This is a genomic window from Ruegeria sp. S263, assembly GCF_056780525.1.
The window spans coordinates 111,805-132,340 of the sequence record NZ_CM165558.1 but is presented as its reverse complement, the minus strand read 5'-3'; the positions used below and the strand labels follow the sequence as shown (position 1 = coordinate 132,340).

At 59.1% G+C, this 20,536-nt stretch carries 22 protein-coding genes; 10 read left to right on the top strand and 12 right to left on the bottom strand.

Annotation, left to right across the window (positions count from 1 at the left end; genetic code table 11):
• Window positions 1–67: 67 nt before the first annotated feature.
• The 3 genes from ACT2B1_RS00695 (at window position 68) to ACT2B1_RS00685 (ending at window position 2,734) form a co-directional block, all read left to right on the top strand.
• Window positions 68–613 carry a helix-turn-helix domain-containing protein gene (locus ACT2B1_RS00695; RefSeq protein WP_171125850.1) on the top strand — a complete coding sequence of 182 codons (546 nt, stop codon included), beginning with the start codon at window positions 68–70 and terminating at the stop codon, window positions 611–613.
• Window positions 614–695: 82 nt separating this feature from the next.
• Window positions 696–1,550, top strand: coding sequence for a 3-mercaptopyruvate sulfurtransferase (gene sseA, locus ACT2B1_RS00690; RefSeq protein ID WP_171212451.1), 855 nt, complete (start codon window positions 696–698; stop codon window positions 1,548–1,550).
• On the top strand, window positions 1,550–2,734 hold the full coding sequence (locus tag ACT2B1_RS00685) for an amino acid aminotransferase (RefSeq protein ID WP_481668379.1): 1,185 nt from the start codon (window positions 1,550–1,552) through the stop codon (window positions 2,732–2,734). Before sseA ends, ACT2B1_RS00685 begins: the two co-directional genes overlap by 1 nt.
• Window positions 2,735–2,850: 116 nt before the next feature.
• Here the strand turns inward: ACT2B1_RS00685 and ACT2B1_RS00680 are convergent, their stop codons facing one another.
• Both ACT2B1_RS00680 and ACT2B1_RS00675 read right to left on the bottom strand, forming a co-directional pair.
• Complete coding sequence (locus ACT2B1_RS00680) at window positions 2,851–4,161, bottom strand: ammonium transporter (RefSeq protein ID WP_171125855.1); 1,311 nt, start codon at window positions 4,159–4,161, stop codon at window positions 2,851–2,853.
• Between the two features lie 33 nt (window positions 4,162–4,194).
• Complete coding sequence (locus ACT2B1_RS00675) at window positions 4,195–4,533, bottom strand: P-II family nitrogen regulator (RefSeq protein WP_171125856.1); 339 nt, start codon at window positions 4,531–4,533, stop codon at window positions 4,195–4,197.
• 258 nt (window positions 4,534–4,791) lie between these two features.
• On the opposite strand from ACT2B1_RS00675, the gene ACT2B1_RS00670 reads away from it, so the two are divergent.
• On the top strand, window positions 4,792–6,978 hold the full coding sequence (locus tag ACT2B1_RS00670; RefSeq protein ID WP_481668378.1) for a transglycosylase domain-containing protein: 2,187 nt from the start codon (window positions 4,792–4,794) through the stop codon (window positions 6,976–6,978).
• A 60-nt stretch (window positions 6,979–7,038) separates the two neighbouring features.
• Here ACT2B1_RS00670 and leuB read toward each other — a convergent pair whose 3' ends face one another.
• Both leuB and ACT2B1_RS00660 read right to left on the bottom strand, forming a co-directional pair.
• Window positions 7,039–8,142, bottom strand: coding sequence for a 3-isopropylmalate dehydrogenase (gene leuB / locus ACT2B1_RS00665; RefSeq protein ID WP_171241159.1), 1,104 nt, complete (start codon window positions 8,140–8,142; stop codon window positions 7,039–7,041).
• 153 nt (window positions 8,143–8,295) lie between these two features.
• Complete coding sequence (locus ACT2B1_RS00660; RefSeq protein WP_481668377.1) at window positions 8,296–9,150, bottom strand: LysR family transcriptional regulator; 855 nt, start codon at window positions 9,148–9,150, stop codon at window positions 8,296–8,298.
• A gap of 194 nt (window positions 9,151–9,344) precedes the next feature.
• Between ACT2B1_RS00660 and ACT2B1_RS00655 the strand changes: the two genes are divergently transcribed.
• A complete protein-coding gene (locus tag ACT2B1_RS00655) occupies window positions 9,345–9,836 on the top strand; it encodes a hypothetical protein (RefSeq protein ID WP_171241157.1) in 492 nt (163 codons plus the stop codon).
• A 93-nt stretch (window positions 9,837–9,929) separates the two neighbouring features.
• Here the strand turns inward: ACT2B1_RS00655 and ACT2B1_RS00650 are convergent, their stop codons facing one another.
• The 6 genes from ACT2B1_RS00650 to ACT2B1_RS00625 all read right to left on the bottom strand — a co-directional run bounded on the left by ACT2B1_RS00650 (window position 9,930) and on the right by ACT2B1_RS00625 (window position 14,897).
• The gene (locus tag ACT2B1_RS00650) at window positions 9,930–10,958 is read right to left on the bottom strand and encodes an endonuclease/exonuclease/phosphatase family protein (protein ID WP_481668376.1); all 1,029 of its coding nucleotides are present in this window, start codon (window positions 10,956–10,958) and stop codon (window positions 9,930–9,932) included.
• A complete protein-coding gene (locus ACT2B1_RS00645; protein WP_171126649.1) occupies window positions 10,955–11,785 on the bottom strand; it encodes a hypothetical protein in 831 nt (276 codons plus the stop codon). Before ACT2B1_RS00645 ends, ACT2B1_RS00650 begins: the two co-directional genes overlap by 4 nt.
• Before the next feature lie 328 nt (window positions 11,786–12,113).
• Window positions 12,114–12,719, bottom strand: a complete 606-nt coding sequence (leuD, locus tag ACT2B1_RS00640) for a 3-isopropylmalate dehydratase small subunit (protein WP_171125870.1) — start codon at window positions 12,717–12,719, stop codon at window positions 12,114–12,116.
• A gap of 42 nt (window positions 12,720–12,761) precedes the next feature.
• Window positions 12,762–13,316 (bottom strand): HdeD family acid-resistance protein, encoded by a 555-nt coding sequence (locus tag ACT2B1_RS00635; protein ID WP_481668375.1) that lies wholly within the window; start codon window positions 13,314–13,316, stop codon window positions 12,762–12,764.
• A gap of 38 nt (window positions 13,317–13,354) precedes the next feature.
• Entirely contained in the window at window positions 13,355–14,758 is a 1,404-nt protein-coding gene (gene leuC, locus ACT2B1_RS00630; RefSeq protein WP_481668374.1) for a 3-isopropylmalate dehydratase large subunit, read from the bottom strand.
• 43 nt (window positions 14,759–14,801) lie between these two features.
• The gene (locus tag ACT2B1_RS00625) at window positions 14,802–14,897 is read right to left on the bottom strand and encodes an isopropylmalate isomerase (protein WP_254428854.1); all 96 of its coding nucleotides are present in this window, start codon (window positions 14,895–14,897) and stop codon (window positions 14,802–14,804) included.
• 115 nt (window positions 14,898–15,012) lie between these two features.
• On the opposite strand from ACT2B1_RS00625, the gene ACT2B1_RS00620 reads away from it, so the two are divergent.
• The 4 genes from ACT2B1_RS00620 to ACT2B1_RS00605 all read left to right on the top strand — a co-directional run bounded on the left by ACT2B1_RS00620 (window position 15,013) and on the right by ACT2B1_RS00605 (window position 17,880).
• Window positions 15,013–16,362: a mechanosensitive ion channel family protein gene (locus ACT2B1_RS00620; protein ID WP_171125876.1), complete on the top strand. Its 1,350-nt coding sequence runs from the start codon at window positions 15,013–15,015 to the stop codon at window positions 16,360–16,362.
• 155 nt (window positions 16,363–16,517) lie between these two features.
• Entirely contained in the window at window positions 16,518–16,877 is a 360-nt protein-coding gene (gene rsfS, locus ACT2B1_RS00615) for a ribosome silencing factor (protein WP_170353820.1), read from the top strand.
• 44 nt (window positions 16,878–16,921) lie between these two features.
• The gene (gene rlmH, locus ACT2B1_RS00610; protein WP_171212460.1) at window positions 16,922–17,392 is read left to right on the top strand and encodes a 23S rRNA (pseudouridine(1915)-N(3))-methyltransferase RlmH; all 471 of its coding nucleotides are present in this window, start codon (window positions 16,922–16,924) and stop codon (window positions 17,390–17,392) included.
• A 2-nt stretch (window positions 17,393–17,394) separates the two neighbouring features.
• Window positions 17,395–17,880, top strand: coding sequence for a flavodoxin family protein (locus tag ACT2B1_RS00605; protein WP_171241154.1), 486 nt, complete (start codon window positions 17,395–17,397; stop codon window positions 17,878–17,880).
• Window positions 17,881–17,882: 2 nt separating this feature from the next.
• Here the strand turns inward: ACT2B1_RS00605 and ACT2B1_RS00600 are convergent, their stop codons facing one another.
• Both ACT2B1_RS00600 and ACT2B1_RS00595 read right to left on the bottom strand, forming a co-directional pair.
• Window positions 17,883–18,230, bottom strand: a complete 348-nt coding sequence (locus ACT2B1_RS00600; protein ID WP_171125882.1) for a hypothetical protein — start codon at window positions 18,228–18,230, stop codon at window positions 17,883–17,885.
• Window positions 18,231–18,265: 35 nt separating this feature from the next.
• The gene (locus tag ACT2B1_RS00595) at window positions 18,266–18,964 is read right to left on the bottom strand and encodes a DUF599 domain-containing protein (protein WP_171241153.1); all 699 of its coding nucleotides are present in this window, start codon (window positions 18,962–18,964) and stop codon (window positions 18,266–18,268) included.
• 81 nt (window positions 18,965–19,045) lie between these two features.
• Between ACT2B1_RS00595 and ACT2B1_RS00590 the strand changes: the two genes are divergently transcribed.
• Window positions 19,046–20,485, top strand: coding sequence for an FAD-linked oxidase C-terminal domain-containing protein (locus ACT2B1_RS00590; RefSeq protein ID WP_171125886.1), 1,440 nt, complete (start codon window positions 19,046–19,048; stop codon window positions 20,483–20,485).
• Window positions 20,486–20,536: the final 51 nt, after the last annotated feature.

The window sequence follows — 20,536 nt, the reverse complement described above, 5'->3', positions numbered from 1 at the left end:
GTGTGCGTTATAGCGCACGTATCACATGTGCGCTATAACGCACAAGAGGATTCGAGAGACGAGCGATATGGCACCGGATGATATAACGCTGAAACTGCGGGATGTGCGCGCGGCCTCGGGGCTGAGCCTGTCCAAGGTGGCCGAGATGACAGGCGTCAGCAAGGCCATGCTGGGCCAGATCGAGCGGGGCGAATCCAGCCCGACCATCGCGACCCTGTGGAAGATCGCCAAAGGATTCCAACTGCCACTTAGTGCTTTGATCGGGTCGTCGGCGCTGCGCGACCCTGCCGATTCCAGCCTGTTCCGCACCGTGACCTTTCCCGGCAGCATCGAGGTCAAGATCGTCTTCCCCTATGACCCCGCACTTGGCGCGGAAACCTTCCATGTCGATCTTGCACCGAACCAGAGCCACGAATCCGCCGCCCATGCCGCCGGCGTGACCGAGGAAGTGTTCGTGCTGAAAGGTGCATTGGAAATCTTGCGCGACGCGGAATGGGTGCCGTTGCAAGCCGGACAGGGCCTGCGCTTTGCTGCAGACATTCCGCATGGTTATCGGGCGGGTGATGAGGGTGCCGCATTTCTGAACATGCACCACTATGGTCAGGCCGGATAAGCGGACCCGCGACCTTATCCAGCCTTGAACCCGCAACCCTGCGCGTATAGGGAAAACCCAAGCTCGCTTTGGGGAGGCTTTGATGCAGGACGATCCGAAAACCCTCGTTTCAACCGAATGGCTTGCAGCCCATCTCAAGGACCCGGACCTGCGGGTTCTGGACGGTTCATGGTATTTGCCGCAGCAAGGGCGGGATGCAAAGGCCGAGTATGACGCGGCCCATATTCCCGGCGCGCGGTTCTTTGACATTGACGAGATCTCGGATCGTCGCTCGGATCTGCCGCACATGGCGCCCCCGGTTGAAAAGTTCATGTCGCGCCTGCGGGCGATGGGGGTTGGGGATGGTCATCAGGTGGTGGTCTATGATGGCGCCGGGTTGATGTCCGCCGCGCGGGTCTGGTGGCTGTTCCGTCTGATGGGTCAGGAAAACATCGCTGTTCTGGATGGCGGTTTCCCCAAATGGCAGGCTGAAGGGCGCGAGATCGAAGACCTTCCTCCGGTCATTCGTGACCGTCACATGACGGTGCGCGTGCAAAACCATCTGGTGCGGGACGTCACGCAGGTGTCTGCGGCGGCGAAGTTGGCCGATCACGAGATCATTGATGCACGCTCTGCCGCCCGATTTGCAGGGACAAGCGCCGAGCCGCGTGAAGGCTTGCGTTCGGGTCATATTCCAGGCTCGCGCAATGTGCCGTTTGATACGCTGTTGAACAAGAACGGCACGATGAAGTCGCCCGATGAATGCCGCACCGTGTTCGAGGCCGCTGGCGTGGACCTGTCGAAACCCGCCATTACCTCATGCGGGTCGGGTGTAACTGCCGCGATCCTCAGCCTTGCGTTGGAACGCTTGGGCAAAAAAGACCATTCGCTTTATGACGGCTCCTGGGCTGAATGGGGTGCGTTCCCCACCCTGCCCGTCGCAACCGGAGAGACCTGATGTTCGAAAACCTCAAACCGCAGCCCGCCGATAAGATCCTGGCGCTGATGCAGATGTACCGCGAAGACCCGCGCGATCAAAAGATCGACCTGGGTGTTGGCGTCTACAAGAATGCTGAAGGCGTGACCCCGGTCATGCGCGCGGTGAAAGCGGCTGAAAAGCGCATTCTGGAAGAACAGGAGAGCAAGGCCTATACCGGTCTGGCGGGCGATCCGGCTTTTGCGGATGCGATGATCGGCCTGATCCTTGGCACCTCGGTTCCGCGTGGCAACATCGCGGCTGTGGCGACGCCTGGCGGCACTGGCGCGTGTCGGCAAGCGTTCGAGATGATCCGCATGGCCAACCCTTCGGCGCGCGTCCTTGTGTCGAATCCAACATGGCCGAACCACCTGTCGATCCTGAACTATCTGGGGATGGAGACCGTCCCGTACCGCTATTTCGATGGTGAGACCCGAGGCGTTGATTTCGATGGCATGGTCGAAGACCTGAAAACGGCCAAGGCGGGCGACGTGGTTCTGCTTCATGGCTGTTGCCATAACCCGACCGGAGCCAATCTGAACATGGTTCAGTGGCAAGAGGTCGTGAACATCATCAACGAGCTTGGCCTCGTGGCGATGATCGACATCGCCTATCAGGGCTTTGGTGATGGTCTTGAGGAAGATGCGCAGGCTACCCGCCTTGTTGCCTCGTCGGTCAAGCGTTGCCTGATCGCGGCGTCTTGTTCCAAGAACTTCGGTGTATATCGCGAACGCACCGGGCTGTTGATGGCGATCAGCGATGATGCGGCGCAGACGGGGCTGAACCAGTCGACGCTGGACTTTCTGAATCGTCAGAACTATTCCTTCCCGCCCGATCACGGGGCGCGGGTCGTGACGACAATCCTGAATGACGACGCCTTGCGCGCGGATTGGGCGGCCGAGCTGGAAGAGGTTCGCCTGTCCATGCTGGGTCTGCGCCAACAACTGGCCGACGAGCTGCAAAGACTGAGCGGGTCCGACCGGTTTGGCTTTGTCGCCCAGCATCGCGGCATGTTCTCGCGCCTTGGCGCAGCCCCGGAACTGGTCGAGAAGCTGCGTGCTGATCACGGCATCTATATGGTCGGCGACAGCCGTTTGAACATTGCGGGTCTGAACGCCAACACGGTGCCGATTCTGGCACAGGCGATTGTCGACGTCGGCGTTTGAGTTATCCATCACAACCGTTAAAGCCGCGCAGGATTGCGCGGCTTTTTTGTTTTTGGCCAATTCCAAAAGAAAAGGCCGGGCGCGAACGCCCGGCCTTTGAGTGGTGAACTCAGGTCTTAGCCTTTGGAGAATTCGGGATATGCTTCCATCCCCAGCTCTGCCATGTCGAGGCCGTTGATCTCGTCCTCTTCGCTGACGCGAATGCCGACAACGGCTTTCAGGATGCTCCACAGGATCAGCGCGCCGACAAAGGTGAACACGCCGTAGGCTGCGATACCGAGAAGCTGGGTGCCCAAGGATGCTTCGCCGTAGAAGATCACGGCGATGGTGCCCCAGATGCCTGCGAACAGGTGAACCGGGATCGCGCCGACAACGTCGTCAATCTTGAACTTGTCCAGCATCGGAACCGCGAAGACCACGATGATACCACCGACGGCACCGATCCACAGCGCGCCGAACAGGGTCGGGGCCAGAGGTTCGGCTGTGATCGAAACCAGACCGGCCAGCGCACCGTTCAGCACCATGGTCAGGTCAGGCTTTTTGTACAGCAGTTGTGTCAGGATCAGGGCTGTAACAGCGCCCGAAGCGGCGGCCATGTTGGTGTTGGCGAAGATACGCGAGACGTCTGTTACGTCGCCCACAGTGCCCATTGCAAGCTGCGAGCCGCCGTTGAAGCCGAACCAACCCAGCCACAGGATGAACGTACCCAGGGTTGCCAGTGCCAAGTTCGAACCGGGCATCGGGTGGACCTTGCCGTCCTTGTATTTGCCGATCCGCGGACCAAGGATGATCGCGCCTGCCAGCGCTGCCCAGCCACCGACCGAGTGTACGACGGTCGAGCCAGCGAAATCCGAGAAGCCAGCTTCAGACAGCCAGCCGCCGCCCCACTGCCAGGAACCCGAGATCGGGTACATGATACCGGTCAGTACAACGACGAAGATCAGGAAGGGGAACAGCTTGATCCGCTCGGCCACGGCACCCGACACGATGGAGGCGGTTGCAGCCACAAAGACCAACTGGAAGAAGAAGTCCGATCCGATCGAGGCATAGTCCAGAGCAGCCTCGGCAGGGTCGACACCGACCGGGTCAAGCACGGTCGGGCCGCCAATGGCAAAGAAACCATTGAAGTCGCCCGGATACATCGTGTTGAAGCCAACCAGCCAGTACATGATCGCGGCTATGGAAAACAGCGCCACGTTCTTGATCATCTGCATGGCGACGTTCTTGGAGCGCACCAGACCGCCTTCAAGCATGGCAAAACCTGCAGCCATGAAGAAGACCAGGAACCCTGCCATCAGGAACAGCAGCGTGGTGAAGATATACTGGGTATGGAGCGCGGCTTCGCCGTCGGCGGCCTCTTGCGCCAGACCCATCTGCGGCAGCGCGACGATCGCGGCAGCAGGGATGAGAGATTTCATCAGGTTCATTGTCAGTCCTCGAATGATTGTGAGTGGGGGCGCTTACAGCGCCTCTTCGTTGGTTTCCCCGGTCCGCACGCGCAGGGCCTGCTCGACATCGAGGACGAAAATCTTGCCGTCACCGATCTTGCCGGTCTTGGCGGTTTTGGTGATGGTCTCGACGATCTGGTCGGCCATCGCAGCGGGCACCACGATTTCCAGTTTGATCTTGGGTACGAAGTTCACGGCATATTCCGCACCGCGATAGATTTCTGTGTGACCCGATTGCGAGCCGAAGCCCTTGATTTCGGTCACCATCATGCCGCGCACGCCAGCTTCGGTCAGTGCCTCGCGCACCTCCTCCAGCTTGAACGGCTTGATTGTCGCAATGATCAGTTTCACGTTGATCCCCTCTGCTTCCCGGTCTGTCCGGCTTGTTTGCACTCGCAGCAAAAAAGCGCGGCTGACGGTTTTAAGGAACGCTGAGTGCGACCGAACGCTGGGGAAATTTGCAGCTAGGTGCACAATTTTTGCACAGATTGAGATAAATGCCCAAAAAATGTGCAAAGTGAGGAAGAGATTTACCGGAAATTCGGACCTCAACTTCACAGGTTTTGCAGGGTATGGTGCCTCAAAACGATAACCGGGCAGAGTTCGGAAATGACAGATTCCAAGCGCCGCAAAACTCCTTTGGTGGCGGATAAAAGATACCCGTCCAAGGGCCGTAAACCCAAGGCGACCAAACGCACCGCGAAACCTGCGGGAAAGAAGGCTGTCGCACGTAAAACCACCACACGAAAGCCCACCCGCAAGAAAACACGCAAGAAATCGGCCGGAGGTGGCGGAGGGATATTCCGCCGGATGTTCCGCTGGCTGTGGCGGATGATCTGGGGCGTGACATGGCGCGTGGGGGCCGTTTGCGCGCTGTTGCTGGCGCTGGCGATTGGCGTTGTCTACACCTCGTTGCCCGATGTCGATTCGCTTTTGGACGGCCGCGCGCGCGGGTCGGTCACGATGCTGGACCGCGACGGTAAGGTGTTTGCATGGCGCGGTGACCAGTTTGGCGGTGTCATTACGGCTGATACCGTGTCCCCGCACCTTAAACACGCGGTCATCGCGACCGAGGACAAGCGGTTCTATCGCCATTTCGGTGTCAGCCCGCGCGGGGTTGCCAGCGCCGTGCGCATCAACCTGAGCGAAGGCCGGGGGCCGCTGTCGGGCCATGGCGGTTCGACCATCACGCAGCAGACGGCCAAGTTGCTATGTCTGGGCGTTCCATACGATCCGGCTGAATGGGAGTCCGAGGCGGCCTATGAATCTGATTGCCGTCAGGGGTCGTTGTGGCGCAAGGCCAAGGAAGCCGTTTACGCGATGGCGATGGAGGTCAAATACTCCAAGGACGAAATCCTTACCATCTATCTGAACCGGGCGTTCCTTGGCGCAGGTGCGCGAGGGTTCGAGGCGGCCAGCCAGCGGTATTTCGGGATTTCAGCCGCCGAAGTATCACCGTCCGAGGCCGCGATGCTGGCGGGTCTTCTGGTCGCGCCGACCCGGTATGCGCCGACGAACAACCTACAACGCTCGCAGGATCGGGCGCGTCTGGTGGTCGGTTTGATGGAGGATCAGGGATATCTTTCCCCTGCGCAGGCCAGCGAAGCCCGCACCCGCCCCGCAGAATTGTCCGAAGCCGCCGCCGCGCGTGCAGGCGGATATTTCGCCGATTGGGTCATGGCCAGCGGACCGGAGTTCTTCACCCGCAACACGACCGAGGATGTGGTGATCCGGACTACTTTGGATCAGCGCCTGCAAAAATCGGCTGAAGAGGCGCTGCAATATATCTTTCAAGAAAAGGTTCGCGAAGGGTCCAAGGCGCAGGCCGCGATTGTCGTGATGTCCGCAGATGGGGCTGTGCGCGCCATGGTCGGCGGTCGTAAGACGCGTGTATCAGGTGCGTTCAATCGCGCGACACAGGCGTTGCGCCAGACCGGATCATCCTTCAAACCCTTCGTCTACGCGACAGCGTTGGAGCTTGGGTATTCCCCGCTGGATACGGTTGTGGACGAGCCCTATTGCATCAATATTCCCGGTTCGGGTCAGTGGTGCCCTAAGAACTATACCAACAAGTTCTATGGTAGGGTCACGCTTGCGGATGCCTTGAAGAACTCGCTGAACATCCCGGCCGTCAAAGTGGCCGAGGTTGCGGGGCTTGAAAACGTCCGCACTGTCGCCAGCGGTTTTGGGATCGCCAATGATCTGGCCGAAGGTCCCGCCCTTGCCCTGGGCGCGTCGGAAAGCACGCTGATTGAGATGACCGGCGCTTATGCGGGTATCCTGAACGGTGGCTCGTCCGTGGAACCTTATGGTCTGACCGAGTTAAAGCTGCTGGGGGACCAGACGCCCGTCATGGTGACGACGACCGGCATCGGAGAACGCGTCATCAACGACAAGGCGGCCAAGCAACTGACATGGATGATGGAGCGCGTGGTCTCGGAAGGCACCGGCGCGCGGGCGCAGCTTCCGGGCTGGCAGGTGGCGGGTAAAACCGGCACGACTCAGGCCGCGCGCGATGCGTGGTTTATCGGGTTCACGGCGGATTACGTGGCGGGTGTCTGGATGGGTTATGACGACAACACGCCCCTTTCCGGTGTCACCGGCGGCGGGTTGCCTGCGGAAATCTGGAAGGAAACCATGCTGCGCGTGACCGAAGGGATGACGCCAACGCCCTTGCCGATGCTGGCCCCGGACCCGCCCGTGCGAACCGCGCAGCCCCGGCAGCAACGCCGCAGGCAGGGCAACGGGTTCGAAAATGCCATTAACAACCTGTTGAACAATATCTTCGGCAATTGATCGGGCAAAGAAAAAGGCGGTGCGCTGGGCACCGCCTTTTGCATTTGTATGCTCGCGTGATCAGACGGTTTCGTCCAGCGCCGCCAGAATCGCGTCACCCATTTCGGTGGTCGACACAGGTTGCACACCTTCCTCGGCCAGCAAGTCGGCGGTGCGGACACCATCGGCCAGAACTTTCTCGATCGCGGCTTCCAGACGATCGGCCTCATCCCCTTGGTCAAAGCTGTAGCGCAGCGCCATGGCAAAGCTAAGGATACAGGCAATCGGGTTCGCCTTGCCCTGACCCGCGATATCAGGGGCCGAGCCGTGGACCGGTTCGTACATCGCCTTGGGACGGCCATTGGCCATCGGTGCACCCAACGAAGCGGATGGCAGCATCCCCAGCGAGCCGGTCAGCATTGCCGCGCAATCGGACAGGATATCGCCGAACAGGTTGTCGGTGACGATCACATCAAACTGCTTGGGTGCGCGCACCAACTGCATTGCGCCATTGTCGGCATACATATGGGTCAGCTCGACCTCGGGGTAATCCTCGGCGACACGGTCCACGACCTCGCGCCACAGGATGCCCGATTCCATGACGTTGGCTTTTTCCATCGAGCACAGCTTTTTGTTCCGGCGCATCGCCAGTTCAAAGGCCGAGCGTGCGGCGCGTTCGATCTCGGATTCGGTGTAGCGCTGGGTGTTGATGCCCACGCGTTCGTTACCTTCTTCGAAGATGCCGCGCGGTTCGCCGAAATAGACGCCCGATGTCAGTTCGCGCACGATCATGATGTCCAGACCGGCGACGATGTCTTTCTTCAGCGATGAGAAGTCGGCCAGCGCGTCAAAGCACTGAGCTGGGCGCAGGTTTGAAAACAGGTCCATTTCCTTGCGCAGGCGCAGCAATCCGCGTTCAGGTTTTACACTGAAATCCAGATCGTCGTATTTCGGGCCACCAACCGCGCCCAGCAATACCGCATCGACCTCTTGCGCCTTGGCCATGGTCTCATCCGACAGGGGCTTGCCATGGGCGTCATAGGCGGCACCGCCGACCAGATCCTCGCTCACGTCGAACGCCAGACCGCGGTTCGCGCCGAACCAGTCGATGATGCGGCGGACTTCGGCCATGACTTCGGGGCCAATACCGTCTCCGGGCAGGATGAGGAGCGAGGGGTTGGACATGAAGGATCTCCTTGCGTTTCGTCGCAATGGCCCTAGCGCCTGCGCAGCATGGGGTCAATGCGAGGAAGCTGTAAGCTGCAGGTAAAACCCGTATCTGTGCCCGGAACGACGAACTCCTGAAGAAATGCATGCCACGCGCGGCCCTGCCGACGCTCAGGTGTTCGGTAGAAACGCGGCGTTGAACGCCTTGCGCACCCACTCAACAGTGACCTGCACGCGCTTGTACCCAACAGTATCCGGGTTGAGATAGAGGTACAGGGTGCGGCTGAAATCCGGACGACCTGTGCCAACACGCACCAGATCATCGCGCCCTTCGGCAAGGCACATTGGCAGCAACCCCTTACCCGCCCCCGCAGCAACGGCCGAGACCAGCACGCTGGCGTCCGTTGCGGTTAATCTCACTTTTTCGGCGTGTTTGCTCAGGCGTCTGACCGCGCGGTTGATGATTGGGCGGCTGGCCTCTTCGTCAAAAAAGGCAACCCAGCTTGCGGGTTCTTCTTGCAGGTGGGCGGCGTGGTAAACGGCGTAAAGGACCTGACCCAGTGTGACCGTGTATTCCGCAGATTCGGGCGGAACTTCGAGCCACATCTGAATTGACGCCTCGCCCGAGATGCGCGTTGTTGCGGCACGGGTCATGAACCTCAGGTCCAATCCGGGATTTTCGGCAAGAAAACGATCCATCCCTGACAAGGCCAGGCGCTGCATTGTCCACGAATTCCCGACTATACGCATCATCCCTACAGCGCTGGCATGTGATTGAGAGATTTCGTCGGTCATTCGGTGATAGCTTGCTTCGATCTGCAGCGCACGCTCGATTGCAATGGCCCCGGCTTCGGTCGCCACAAACCCTGACTTAGAGCGAACAAACAGGATCACCCCAAGCTCTTGTTCCAACGCGGTCAACCGGCGGCCCATTGTGGTCGCGTCCACATCAAGGAAATGTGCCGCGCCTGTCAAAGAGCCCGCCCGACCAATGGCTAACAGCACTTTCAGATTGTCCCAGTTCATTTTCAGACGTCCTGCAAATTTGCATGATCTTGATGCAGATTAGCGGCTTTTTGTCCGCAGATTTCAATTCTAAAGTTCCGGCGTTCCGAAAGAGAGACAGCACTTTCCATATTTCACAGTGGGTTACGAGTACGCTTTTTTGGATGGTTTGGGCCGGTGCGGGTGTGCGTCGGCCCGTGAAAAAGGACAAGTGAATGCAAAGATACTCAAAACTATGGGCTGCGACTGCATGTCTGGCGTTAGTCGCCGCCTGTGGTCAAACAGAAGCCCCAGAGCCGATCCAACCCGAGCCTATTTTTAATAAATACGGAGACGTTGTCGGTTGTACCGGCGGGGCCAGCCCCAGTGGTGCGAACCCGGACCAGCCCTGCCTGCCACCGCCGCCACCGCCCCCCGGAGGGTGCGATGACTCGGCGGTTGCTGGAACGGCATCGGTTCCCTGCTCGCCAACCGGTGAAGAGCGTGAGCCTGAAGATAGCTCAACCTCAGGCGGGGGGCGTGACCCGGGCGATAGCTCAACCTCGGGCGGGGGGCGTGACCCGAGCGATAGCTCAACTTCCGACGGCGGCCGTGATCCAGGTGGAAGTTCAACACCTGGCGGCGGTAGCGATCCGACCGGAAGTTCGTCCACCAGCGGAGGCCGTGATCCTGCGGGCGGAGGGTCATCCTCGGCACCGCGGACCTGATACTGCATATTTTGGGTAACGAGTTCTTCAGGGTTTGAAGACGATCATCGACAAAGGACAGGGCAGCCAACCGGTTGCCCTGTTTTGTCAGTTTCACTCCAATTCCAGATCGACCCAAACCAGCCGATGGCGGCTTGCTGTTTGCGCCGCCGTTCGCCCTTCGGTCCCTGTATCAGGCCAATAAACACCGCTGTCCCGAACCGTCCAATGGGCCGAGGGCAACACGTAATCCACCCGCATATCACCCGTTGCTTTCCAAGTGACCGTCGCCAAGTCGCCTGTCGCGTCACGCGGCTGGGGGTCTTGTAGCAGGGGATGGGACAAAAGCGCCTTAATCGCCTGTTTACGCCCCTCTCCGCGGGTCGGGTCCTGATTGGCATCCCCGGCGATCACGTAAGGGCCTTTAGGGGCGCTGCCTAGCCGACCTTCCAGAACGTGCGACCACACCTGTATCTCATCGTGATTGCAGAGCCCGTTCCGATCTTCCGGCCCGTCAAAAACGGGGGGTGCCGCGTGAAAGGTCATCAGGTCGACCGGCCCAAAAGGTGTTTCAACCGGAACCACCCACTGTGCGACCGAAGGCAACCGCTGTACCATTTGCGCGTCTTCTGACGGATAAGGTTGCCCGTCCAATACAGGCAATTGCGCATCCGGCAGGACCCGCCAGAGCAAAGGCGAAAAATCCTGAACCTCGTATTGGTTGATGGGATAACGCGACAGGACCGCCATGCCGCCATGCCCGGTGTATTTGCCCCAACCCTGCGCGTCGCCCGGACCATGGGTGCGACCGTCGCCGTCCATATCCAGGCCTGTCTCCAAACCCGAATTTGGCCGCGCGGCAAACTGATGGGGGTAGTCCAAACCGGCCTCTCGCAACTGTTCAGTCAATGCGGCAAGCGTTTCGCCGCCAAAGTCCCAGTCGACACCCTGCAACGCGACAATATCGGGGTTGACCGCTGTCAACACCTGCACCACAGCCTGAACCTGTGCGTCGCCGCGCCGAATATCCCTGAGCAATAGGCCCGGCCCATCGCGGCTGAGTTCGGTGTTAAAAGTTGCCACGCGCACAGTCTCAGCCTGCGCCATAAGGGGCAGTACTAGCAGGAATAGTATTCGGATCATGCGGTCTGAGTGGACTCGGCCGTGGAATAGGCGCGACGTTTTTCAACGATCAGGTTCGCGATACGAAGGGTCGCCATGCCGCGCATGATCATACTGGCGGGCAGGAAAGCCCATGCGCTCATGGTCCAAATCAGGGTCTGCGGATTGCTGAGTGAAATGGGATCCGCATAATTCGTCAGCATCTTTATCATCGCGGGGATCAGGAACGGCAGCAGCACCCCGATCGAGATGTTGAGCCGCCCATCGCGCTGAAGGCGCGTGACCACATCGCCGCCTTTGGTCGGATCGAACAAGGGCAGGTTGGTCCAGACATTGAACGCACCGTTGCCCGTAGGCCAGCCACGCAATTTCACGGCGTAGGCAAAGCTGCCAATTGTAACCAATGCCGTGAGATAAGCGACACTGGCAGATATGCGAACCAGTTCGATCAGGGGCGAGCTGGCATCTACAGGCAGCATCAGCACGATCAGGCGAACTGGCGAATACGGAAAGTCGACGATATTGGCCACGCTCAGGCCAACCGAATAAAAGACAGTCGTCAGATGGGTCGGCGCATAGGCGTTCTTACAGATCAGTGTCAAAAACATGATCATTGTGACCAGACCAACAAATCGCAGCCGGTTCACCGGGGGCGCGTCCCGGAACTCAATAAAGCTGGGGAAGGCCGAGTTGTATTCCGCAAAGGTCAGGAAAAACGCAAGAATGGCGAGAAACACGACGATCTCGGTCCCATTCGTTGACGATGCGGGCAGATACAACGCGGGGGTCAGCACGATCAACGCAACCAATATTCCCCGTATTGCCGCCCCTGTTGTGCGCGCAATCACTATCCGAACCCTTTCAAACTGGACCGGTCGGTTCTGTGCCGACTTCATTCCAACTTGTGCCCGCCGTTTGTTTTTTGACGGATGCCTCTTTAGCGCCAACACTGGCTGCCTCAGGCACTCCACTCAAGCCAAGGTGCAGAAAACACGTGATTTTGGGCAAAATGATGGCGAAACTGGTGCGGGTTTGCATCATTGCTGACGCAAATCCGACGTGTAATTTAGCATTGCCCCTACATGTTGTGGTTGCCGCGAATTCAACCCCTAGAATGCGAAAGAGGCCGCCGAGGCGACCCCTTTAGGTTGAGTGTTCACAGAATCATCCACAGAATCATACCCAGGGGCGGGCCTGACTCGCGTGATCCTCGAATTTGTCGATGTGATGTTCTTTCTCCATCGACAGGCCGATATCGTCCAGACCGTTCAGCAGGCAGTGCTTGCGGTGCGGGTCGATGTCGAACGCAATTTCGACGCCATCCGATGTTGTGATCTTCTGATCTTCAAGATGCACGGTCATGCGGGCGTTTTCGCCTTTATGCGCGTCATCCATCAGGATCGCATGATGCTCTTCCTCGACCACGATGGGCAGGATGCCGTTCTTGAAGCAGTTGTTAAAGAAGATGTCGGCAAAGCTGGTCGAAATTACAACCTTGATGCCGAAATCCTTGATCGCCCAAGGTGCGTGTTCGCGCGACGAGCCGCAGCCGAAATTGTCACCGGCCACCAGAATCTCGGTATTGCGGTAGGCGGGTTTGTTCAGAACGAAGTCTTCGTTCTCGCCGCCGTGCTCGTGATAGCGCATCTCGTCAAAGAGCACGACGCCAAGGCCGGACCGTTTGATGGTTTTCAGGTGCACTTTGGGGATGATCATATCGGTGTCGATATTGATCAGTGGCATTGGGGCGGCCACCCCGTGGACTTTGTCAAACTTTTCCATGTTCACACTCCTGCGGGAGAGGGCCGACCCCTTGCCCCGCGTTTAAGCTTGTTTCGCTTCCGTTGTTGCGTCGTTGGGTGCGTTCTTGACGAAGAACGCCATGAAGACCAAACCGAACCCGTTGAACAGCATCTCGACCCCCAGGAAGATACCCAGAATGCTCATCAGCACTGCTGGTTCACTTCCTACATAGGTCCAGATGATACCCGCGAGCACGATCGACAAGATGCCCGAGATCATTGTCGGCCAGAAATACTGTGTTCCGCGCATTTGGAACGACAGGATAACCCGCGCGATGCCGCCTGCCATGAACAGGATCAACATGACCACCGCCAGGGTGAGCGTTCCTGCAAGCGGCTGGGACATGAAGTTCCAGCCGAGGAACAGCATCACGGCACCCATGATGAATGACAGAATCTTGTTGCCGGTGCCTTCGACAGAAAATCCGCCGACAACCTGCAACGCGCCCGATATCAGCAGCAACACGCCAGTTACCACTGTCACAGCTACCGAAGCCACCACCGGCGCGCCCAGCACAAAGATGCCAAACGCAATCGAAAGTAGCCCCAACAAGAGCCATTTGACCCAATCACTCATTTCAGTCTCTCCCTCAAATATTCAGATATGAGGGTAGCTTACATCATTTCGCGGACGTCTGTCAGCCGTCCTGTGATTGCCGCCGCGGCAGCCATCGCCGGGCTAAGAAGATGGGTGCGTCCACCCCGCCCCTGACGGCCCTCAAAGTTTCGGTTCGAGGTTGCGGCGCAGCGCTCGCCCGGTTGCAACTGGTCGGGGTTCATCGCCAGACACATGGAACATCCCGCCAGACGCCATTCGAAACCGGCCTCTTTGAAGATATCCGCCAGACCTTCTTCTTCGGCCTGCAGTCGTACAAGGCCCGAGCCGGGCACGACCATGGCGCGCATCCCGTCCTTGATCTTTTTGCCCTTCAGTATTTCAGCAGCGGCGCGCAGGTCTTCGATCCGGCCATTGGTGCACGACCCGATAAAGACAGTGTCGATTTCCACGTCGCAGAGTTTCTGACCGGCTTCCAGACCCATATATTCGATCGAACGGCGCGCCGCGTCGACCTTGCCGCCTTCGAAATCTTCGGGGTTCGGCACGGTTGCGGTGATTGGCAGCACGTCTTCGGGGCTGGTACCCCATGTGACGACAGGCGCGATGTCTTCACCGCGAAGGGTCACGACCTTGTCGAAATGTGCGCCTTCATCGGTATAAAGCGTTTTCCACCACTCCATCGCGGCTTCCCACTGGGCACCTTTCGGGGCATGCGGGCGACCTTTGACATATTCGAACGTGGTCTCATCGGGGGCGATCAGGCCCGCGCGGGCACCGCCTTCGATGGCCATGTTGCAAACGGTCATGCGGCCTTCCATCGACAGATCACGGATCGCTTCGCCGCAATATTCGATGACGTAGCCGGTGCCGCCGGCGGTGCCGGTTTCACCGATCACGGCCAGAGTGATATCTTTGGCGGTTACGCCCGGCTGCAATTTGCCGGTGATTTCCACCTTCATGTTCTTGGATTTCTTCTGGATCAGGGTCTGAGTGGCCAGAACGTGTTCAACCTCGGACGTACCGATACCGTGGGCCAGCGCGCCAAACGCGCCGTGGGTGGCGGTGTGGCTGTCGCCGCAGACGACGGTCATGCCAGGCAGGGTCCAACCCTGTTCAGGGCCAACGATGTGGACGATGCCCTGACGGACGTCATGCACCGGGTAATAGTGAATGCCAAAATCCTTGGCGTTCTTGTCCAGTGCCTCGACCTGAATGCGCGATTCCGGGTTTTCGATCCCGTTCACACGATCCGGCGTAGTGGGCACGTTGTGGTCCGGCACCGCGATGGTCTTTTCCGGCGCGCGTACCTTGCGGCCCGCCATGCGCAGGCCTTCGAAGGCCTGCGGGCTGGTCACTTCGTGAACCAGATGGCGGTCGATATACAGCAGGCAGGTGCCATCATCGGCTTCGTGGGCGACATGGGCATCCCAGATCTTGTCATAGAGCGTTTTGGGGGACATCGGTCCTCTCCCGTATGTAATGAGAAATAGCTGGCGAGGTGGCTTAGGCTGCGCGTAGGCGCGCCAGAACCGTGCGGGCAGCCCCATAGAACCGTTCGCGCAGACGCGCGCGATCTTCCAGATTCTGAAGTTGGGCCACATTGAGTCTCATGCGCACCAGATATATCGCGCGATCCCGGCAATCAAGGTTCAAAACCGCCGCGGACTTGCATCGTGGGGCTTTGGTCTTCAATCTGGTCGTGAGGAGGCGCTGCATGAACCAAGACCTGATCCCAAGTTCGGTGTCAAAGCTTTATGACGATATGGTCGCGGCCTTCTCCTCTCAGTTTGAAAATTTTGCCGAACTGATCGTCACACCGGGCTGGCGGCAGTACCAGATTATTATCATCCTTTGTCTGTGGGGAGCGGCATTTGTTCTAAAGCTGCTGACCCAGGGCCGTTGGGATACTTGGGCGCGCTCGCGCACCGGGTGGCCTAAGTGGCGTTTGCGGGTTCTTGTACAACTGATGCAGCGCCTGACACTGGTGTATTTCGTGGTGCTGTCATGGGCGCTGTATCTGGTCATGCAGCAGATCACATGGCCTTCGCGCAGTTACATAATCGGCGTGATCGCAACCTTGGCCGCTGCGTGGCTGGCGATTGCACTGGTGGCACGGTTGGTGCGGAACCGAACGCTGCGACGCATCTTCAAATGGGCAATGTGGGTCTATGCAACGCTTGTTGCCCTGAACCTGACCGACGACGTGGCCGGGTTTATGGATGGAGTGGCGATTTCCATAGGTGACCTGCACATCTCGGCCCTTGGGATTCTCAAGGCTGTTCTGCTGATCGGCATTCTGTTGACACTGGCGCGCGTGGGAACCCGTGCAGCCGAGCGCGGCTTGATGAGCAATGACGATATCACCCCGTCGATGCAGGTGCTGCTGGCCAAAGGCATTCAGGTTCTGATCTATGGCGGGGTTTTTCTGGTCGCGATCCGCACGCTGGGCTTTGACCTGACCGGTATCGCGCTGTTGTCCGGCGCGATTGGTGTGGGGATCGGGTTCGGGCTGCAAAAGGTAGTGTCGAACCTGATTTCGGGGATCATCATCCTGATGGATCGGTCGATCAAGCCGGGCGATGTAATCTCGCTGGGGGACACGTTCGGTTGGATCAACGCGCTGGGTGCACGCTATGTCTCGGTCGTAACGCGCGACGGGCGGGAGTACCTGATCCCGAACGAGGACCTGATCACCAATCAGGTGGTGAACTGGTCGCATTCCGACAAATTCGTGCGGCTGGATCTAGAGTTCGGCACCAGCTATTCCGACGACCCGCACAAGGTTCGTTCAACGGCCGTCAATTCCGTTAAAACCGTGTCGCGGGTCTTGAGCGGCGGATCACATGAGCCGGTCTGCCATATCACCGGGTTCGGTGACAGCAGCGTAGATTATGTCCTGCGCTTTTGGATCAGTGACCCGACCAAGGGGCTAACCAATATCCGCGGCAATGTCTATCTGGCGCTGTGGGATGCATTCCACGCCGAGGGCATATCGATACCCTTCCCGCAGCGCGAGGTGCGGCTGCTGCCCGACGCAGGCTCGCAACAGATCGCAGAGGATTGAGTCTGCGTTGCGTGGCGCTTCATTGAAATGTTGCAATCCCCTTGTTACCTTATTAGTACCCCGGCGCCGGGATTGCATGGCGCGCAGCAAAGGAGGACTATGTCCTGTCTCTACATACCCAGGCGGGTTTGCCCGCCGATGACGGGGCCGGCGTGATGGCCCACTCTCAGTCAATCAGCGACAAGCTGCTTGAGCGTATCCTTTCCTCACTTTCTGATGACAAGGCCGAAGACGTCGTGCAGATCAACCTGCAAGGTAAGTCTTCTGTTGCGGATCACATGGTGATTGCCTCGGGTCGGTCGACCCGTCAGGTGGCGGCCATGGCGGAAAAGCTGACGGATCGCATCAAGCAGGAATTCGGTTTCACCTCGAAGGTCGAAGGTAAGGATGCCGGCGACTGGGTGTTGATTGATACGGGCGATGTGATCGTCCATATCTTCCGCCCCGAAGTGCGTGAATTCTATCAGCTGGAAAAGATGTGGCTGCCTGCGGGCGGCAGCGCCTCAGCCAACTGAGGCGCCATCCCGGCCTGTATTGAAGGGCCGGAGGCGAGAGAGATATGCGGATCAGCATAGTTGCGGTCGGGCGATTGCGCGCCGGACCCGAGAAAACCCTGCTTGACGATTACCTGACACGCTTTGATCGGACCGGGCGCGCCTTGGGCCTTGGCCCCGCGCGGGTGATCGAGGTTGAAGACAAGAAAAACGCGGGCATGGGGGCCGAGGCGACTTTGCTGCGCAAGGCGCTGCCCAAAGGGGCTGTGATCTGTACGCTAGACGAACGCGGGCGGGTGATGTCCTCACCTGATTTTGCGAAAAAACTAGGCAGTTGGCGTGACGCCGGGCGGCAGGATCTGGCGCTGATCATCGGCGGAGCGGACGGAATAGACCCTAATTTGCGTTCGCAGGCGGATTTTTCCCTCTCATTCGGGTCGATGGTCTGGCCCCATATGCTGGTCCGTGTGATGCTGGCCGAGCAACTCTATCGGGCCGCAACCATTCTGTCTGGCGGTCCCTATCACCGGGTCTGACCATGGCGCAGCTATTGATCGTTTACCACTCGCGCACCGGCGGAGCCCGGCAGATGGCCGAAGCTGCGGCCCGGGCCGCGCAGGGTGAAGCAGATGTTATCCTGAAAACCGCTGATCAGGCTGGACCCGATGATCTGCTGCAAGCCGAGGGCTATGTCTTCTGCGCGCCCGAGAATCTTGCCGCGATTTCGGGTCTGATGAAGGAATTTTTTGATCGCAGCTATTACCCGGTGCTGGGCCGGATCGAGGGCCGCCCCTATGCCCAGATGATCTGCGCCGGGTCCGATGGCGAAAACGCGGCCCGCCAGATCGCCCGCATCGCAACTGGCTGGCGGCTGAAAGAGGTGCAGCCGCCTTTGATCATCTGCACCCATGCACAAACGCCCGAGGCGATATTGGCCGCGAAAACCATCCCTTCCGACCAGCTTGAAACCTGTCGAGAGCTTGGACTGGCCATGGCCGCCGGGTTGCAAATGGGCGTCTTCTGACCTCAGTCCAGATCGACCACATAGGTATCTTTGGCCCAGCCATCCGTATTTGTGCGGGCCTGTACCTGAACTTGCGTAGCCTCTTCGGGAATCGTCACACCGCTAAGGGATCGGGTAAATGGCTGTTCATTCTCATGCGGGTGGTGCAGCACGCGCATTCCCAGCTCTTGCCCCTGCATATCCAGCACCCGCCAGCCATCGGCATAATCGTCCCAACCCGTTTCGGGGTGAAGGACAGTCACGTCGAATCGCCATGTCCCACCGCTCTGTTGCGCGGTGACGTTTTCAATCACGGGATCGTCGGCAAAGGCGGGTGTGGCCAGAAGGGCGGTCAGAACAAGATATCTCATGATGTGAACCTAATCGGTTTGGTGCGACCCGGCGATCACGATCCAGTGTTGAGCAGAACCGTGCGCGAATGCGATGCGAACTCACGCCGATACAGCATGGCAAGTGTCGTCACCGTACCTGCAATCAGCGCCAGAGGCCCCAGTATCCACGCCACAGCCGCCAGCGCGAAATAGGTCGCCCGCAGGCCCCGATTGAAGCTGCGCGCGGCGGTGACGCAAATCTCGGCCGCTTGGGCGGCACGGGGATAAGCGCCAGGGTCTTCGGGTTCATTGGGGACAGCGGCCATCAGCACGGCGCAATAGCCAAACAATCGGTGTGCCCAGACGTATTTCAGAAAGGCGTTGGCCAAAAACAGCAGGATGATCAGAATCTTGACCTCCCACACCATCGCGGGGGCCGTTCCCAGCGCCAGATCCTGCGCCAGCCCGGCCAGCCGTTCCGTATTGCCCAACAGGGCCAATCCACCCCCGATGGCGATCATCGTGGTCGAGGCAAAGAACGTGCTGCCCTGCCGCATTGTGCCGACCACCTGCGCGTCGAACATGCGCGGCTGACGGGTGACCATTTCCTTCATCCAGTCGCGGCGATAGTCATCCATGATCATCCCGACCGAGGGTTTGCCGGGCGACGGATTCTCGATACGCCAGCCGATCCACAGCCATGCGCCGATCAGCAGGGCGATGCCGACAAAGTCCAGCGGCGCGAAGGGCAATGTTTGATCAATCCAGGACATGGGCGCGACACTAAGTCGTGACGTCGCAACTTGCCAGATCGGAAAATTGGTAATATTATTTTACCAAACGGAGGGCCCGCCATGGAAATGCCAAAGCCAAACCCAGACATTCTGCGCCGCAAGGATGTGGTCCTGCGACGCCTGTTACAGGTTCTGCCCGAAGACGCCGTGATCCACGATCCGACTGAGACACGCGCTTATGAGTGCGATGCGCTGACGGCCTATCGTTGCCCTCCGATGCTGGCTGTTCTGCCATCCACGACAGCCGAGGTCTCGGACGTGCTGCGCATCTGCAACGAAGAAGGCGTTCCGGTGGTGCCGCGCGGCTCGGGGACATCTCTGGCCGGTGGCGCATTGCCCACGGCGGACAGTGTCATTCTGGGTGTCGCACGCATGAATGAGGTGTTGGAGGTCGACTATGACAACCGATTTATTCGGGTCCAGACGGGGCGCACAAACCTGAGCGTGACCGGGGCCGTGGAAGAAGATGACTTCTTTTATGCGCCCGACCCTTCGTCGCAACTGGCCTGCGCGATTGCGGGGAATATTGCGATGAATTCAGGTGGGGCGCATTGTCTGAAATACGGCGTGACCACGAACAATCTGTTGGGCGTCACGATGGTCATGATGGATGGCAGCGTGGTCGAGATTGGCGGCGCGTATCTTGATGCGGGCGGGTTGGACCTGCTGGGTGTGGTCTGCGGGTCCGAGGGGCAATTGGGCGTCGTGACCGAGGCTACCCTGCGCATCCTGCGCAAGCCCGAGGGCGCGCGGCCTGTGCTGATGGGGTTCGATGATAACGAAGTCGCCGGGCAATGTGTGTCTGACATCATCAAATCGGGAATCCTGCCCGTGGCGATCGAGTTCATGGATACGCTCTGTATCAAGGCGTGCGAGAACTTTGCCCATGCCGGTTATCCCGATTGCCACGCCCTGCTGATCGTCGAGGTTGAAGGGTCCGAGGCCGAAATCGACTATCAACTGTCGAAGATCGTCGAGATCGCGAAGCGCCACAACCCCGTTGAGCTGCGCGAAAGCCAATCGGCCGAGGAAAGCGCCAAAATCTGGCTTGGGCGCAAATCGGCCTTTGGTGCGATGGGGCAGATGAACGATTACATGTGTCTTGACGGGACGATCCCTGTGTCTGCTCTTCCACAGGTGTTGCGCCGGATCGGAGAGCTGAGCACGGATTACGGATTGCCGGTAGGCAACGTGTTCCACGCGGGTGACGGGAATATGCATCCACTGATCCTGTTCGACGCCAACAAGCCCGGCGACCTTGAGAAATGCGAGGCGTTCGGGGCGGATATCCTCAAGCTGTGTGTGGATGTGGGGGGATGTCTGACCGGCGAACATGGCGTAGGGATCGAAAAGCGGGATTTGATGTCGCATCAATACGCGCCTGCGGACCTTGAGGCGCAGATGGCGGTAAAGGATGTGTTCGATCCAAACTGGCTTTTGAACCCGGCCAAAGTGTTCCCGCTGGATGTGTCCGAAGTTCGCAGGATCGCTGCTGAGTAGGGGCGCCGCCCCCATCGCGGCAGGCCGCGATTCCCCCGAAGTATTTTAAAA

What these genes read in the sequence shown, in the direction of transcription:
- ACT2B1_RS00655 (WP_171241157.1), top strand. Translation starts at nt 9,345, where the DNA reads ATGCAAAGATACTCAAAACTATGGGCTGCGACTGCATGTCTGGCGTTA.
- ACT2B1_RS00595 (WP_171241153.1), bottom strand. Translation starts at nt 18,964, where the DNA reads ATGTCCTGGATTGATCAAACATTGCCCTTCGCGCCGCTGGACTTTGTC.
- ACT2B1_RS00670 (WP_481668378.1), top strand. Translation starts at nt 4,792, where the DNA reads ATGACAGATTCCAAGCGCCGCAAAACTCCTTTGGTGGCGGATAAAAGA.
- ACT2B1_RS00605 (WP_171241154.1), top strand. Translation starts at nt 17,395, where the DNA reads ATGGCGCAGCTATTGATCGTTTACCACTCGCGCACCGGCGGAGCCCGG.
- ACT2B1_RS00695 (WP_171125850.1), top strand. Translation starts at nt 68, where the DNA reads ATGGCACCGGATGATATAACGCTGAAACTGCGGGATGTGCGCGCGGCC.
- ACT2B1_RS00600 (WP_171125882.1), bottom strand. Translation starts at nt 18,230, where the DNA reads ATGAGATATCTTGTTCTGACCGCCCTTCTGGCCACACCCGCCTTTGCC.
- ACT2B1_RS00680 (WP_171125855.1), bottom strand. Translation starts at nt 4,161, where the DNA reads ATGAACCTGATGAAATCTCTCATCCCTGCTGCCGCGATCGTCGCGCTG.
- rlmH (WP_171212460.1), top strand. Translation starts at nt 16,922, where the DNA reads ATGCGGATCAGCATAGTTGCGGTCGGGCGATTGCGCGCCGGACCCGAG.
- ACT2B1_RS00620 (WP_171125876.1), top strand. Translation starts at nt 15,013, where the DNA reads ATGAACCAAGACCTGATCCCAAGTTCGGTGTCAAAGCTTTATGACGAT.
- ACT2B1_RS00650 (WP_481668376.1), bottom strand. Translation starts at nt 10,958, where the DNA reads ATGATCCGAATACTATTCCTGCTAGTACTGCCCCTTATGGCGCAGGCT.
- ACT2B1_RS00635 (WP_481668375.1), bottom strand. Translation starts at nt 13,316, where the DNA reads ATGAGTGATTGGGTCAAATGGCTCTTGTTGGGGCTACTTTCGATTGCG.
- leuB (WP_171241159.1), bottom strand. Translation starts at nt 8,142, where the DNA reads ATGTCCAACCCCTCGCTCCTCATCCTGCCCGGAGACGGTATTGGCCCC.
- sseA (WP_171212451.1), top strand. Translation starts at nt 696, where the DNA reads ATGCAGGACGATCCGAAAACCCTCGTTTCAACCGAATGGCTTGCAGCC.
- ACT2B1_RS00685 (WP_481668379.1), top strand. Translation starts at nt 1,550, where the DNA reads ATGTTCGAAAACCTCAAACCGCAGCCCGCCGATAAGATCCTGGCGCTG.
- ACT2B1_RS00660 (WP_481668377.1), bottom strand. Translation starts at nt 9,150, where the DNA reads ATGAACTGGGACAATCTGAAAGTGCTGTTAGCCATTGGTCGGGCGGGC.
- leuD (WP_171125870.1), bottom strand. Translation starts at nt 12,719, where the DNA reads ATGGAAAAGTTTGACAAAGTCCACGGGGTGGCCGCCCCAATGCCACTG.
- leuC (WP_481668374.1), bottom strand. Translation starts at nt 14,758, where the DNA reads ATGTCCCCCAAAACGCTCTATGACAAGATCTGGGATGCCCATGTCGCC.
- ACT2B1_RS00590 (WP_171125886.1), top strand. Translation starts at nt 19,046, where the DNA reads ATGGAAATGCCAAAGCCAAACCCAGACATTCTGCGCCGCAAGGATGTG.
- rsfS (WP_170353820.1), top strand. Translation starts at nt 16,518, where the DNA reads ATGGCCCACTCTCAGTCAATCAGCGACAAGCTGCTTGAGCGTATCCTT.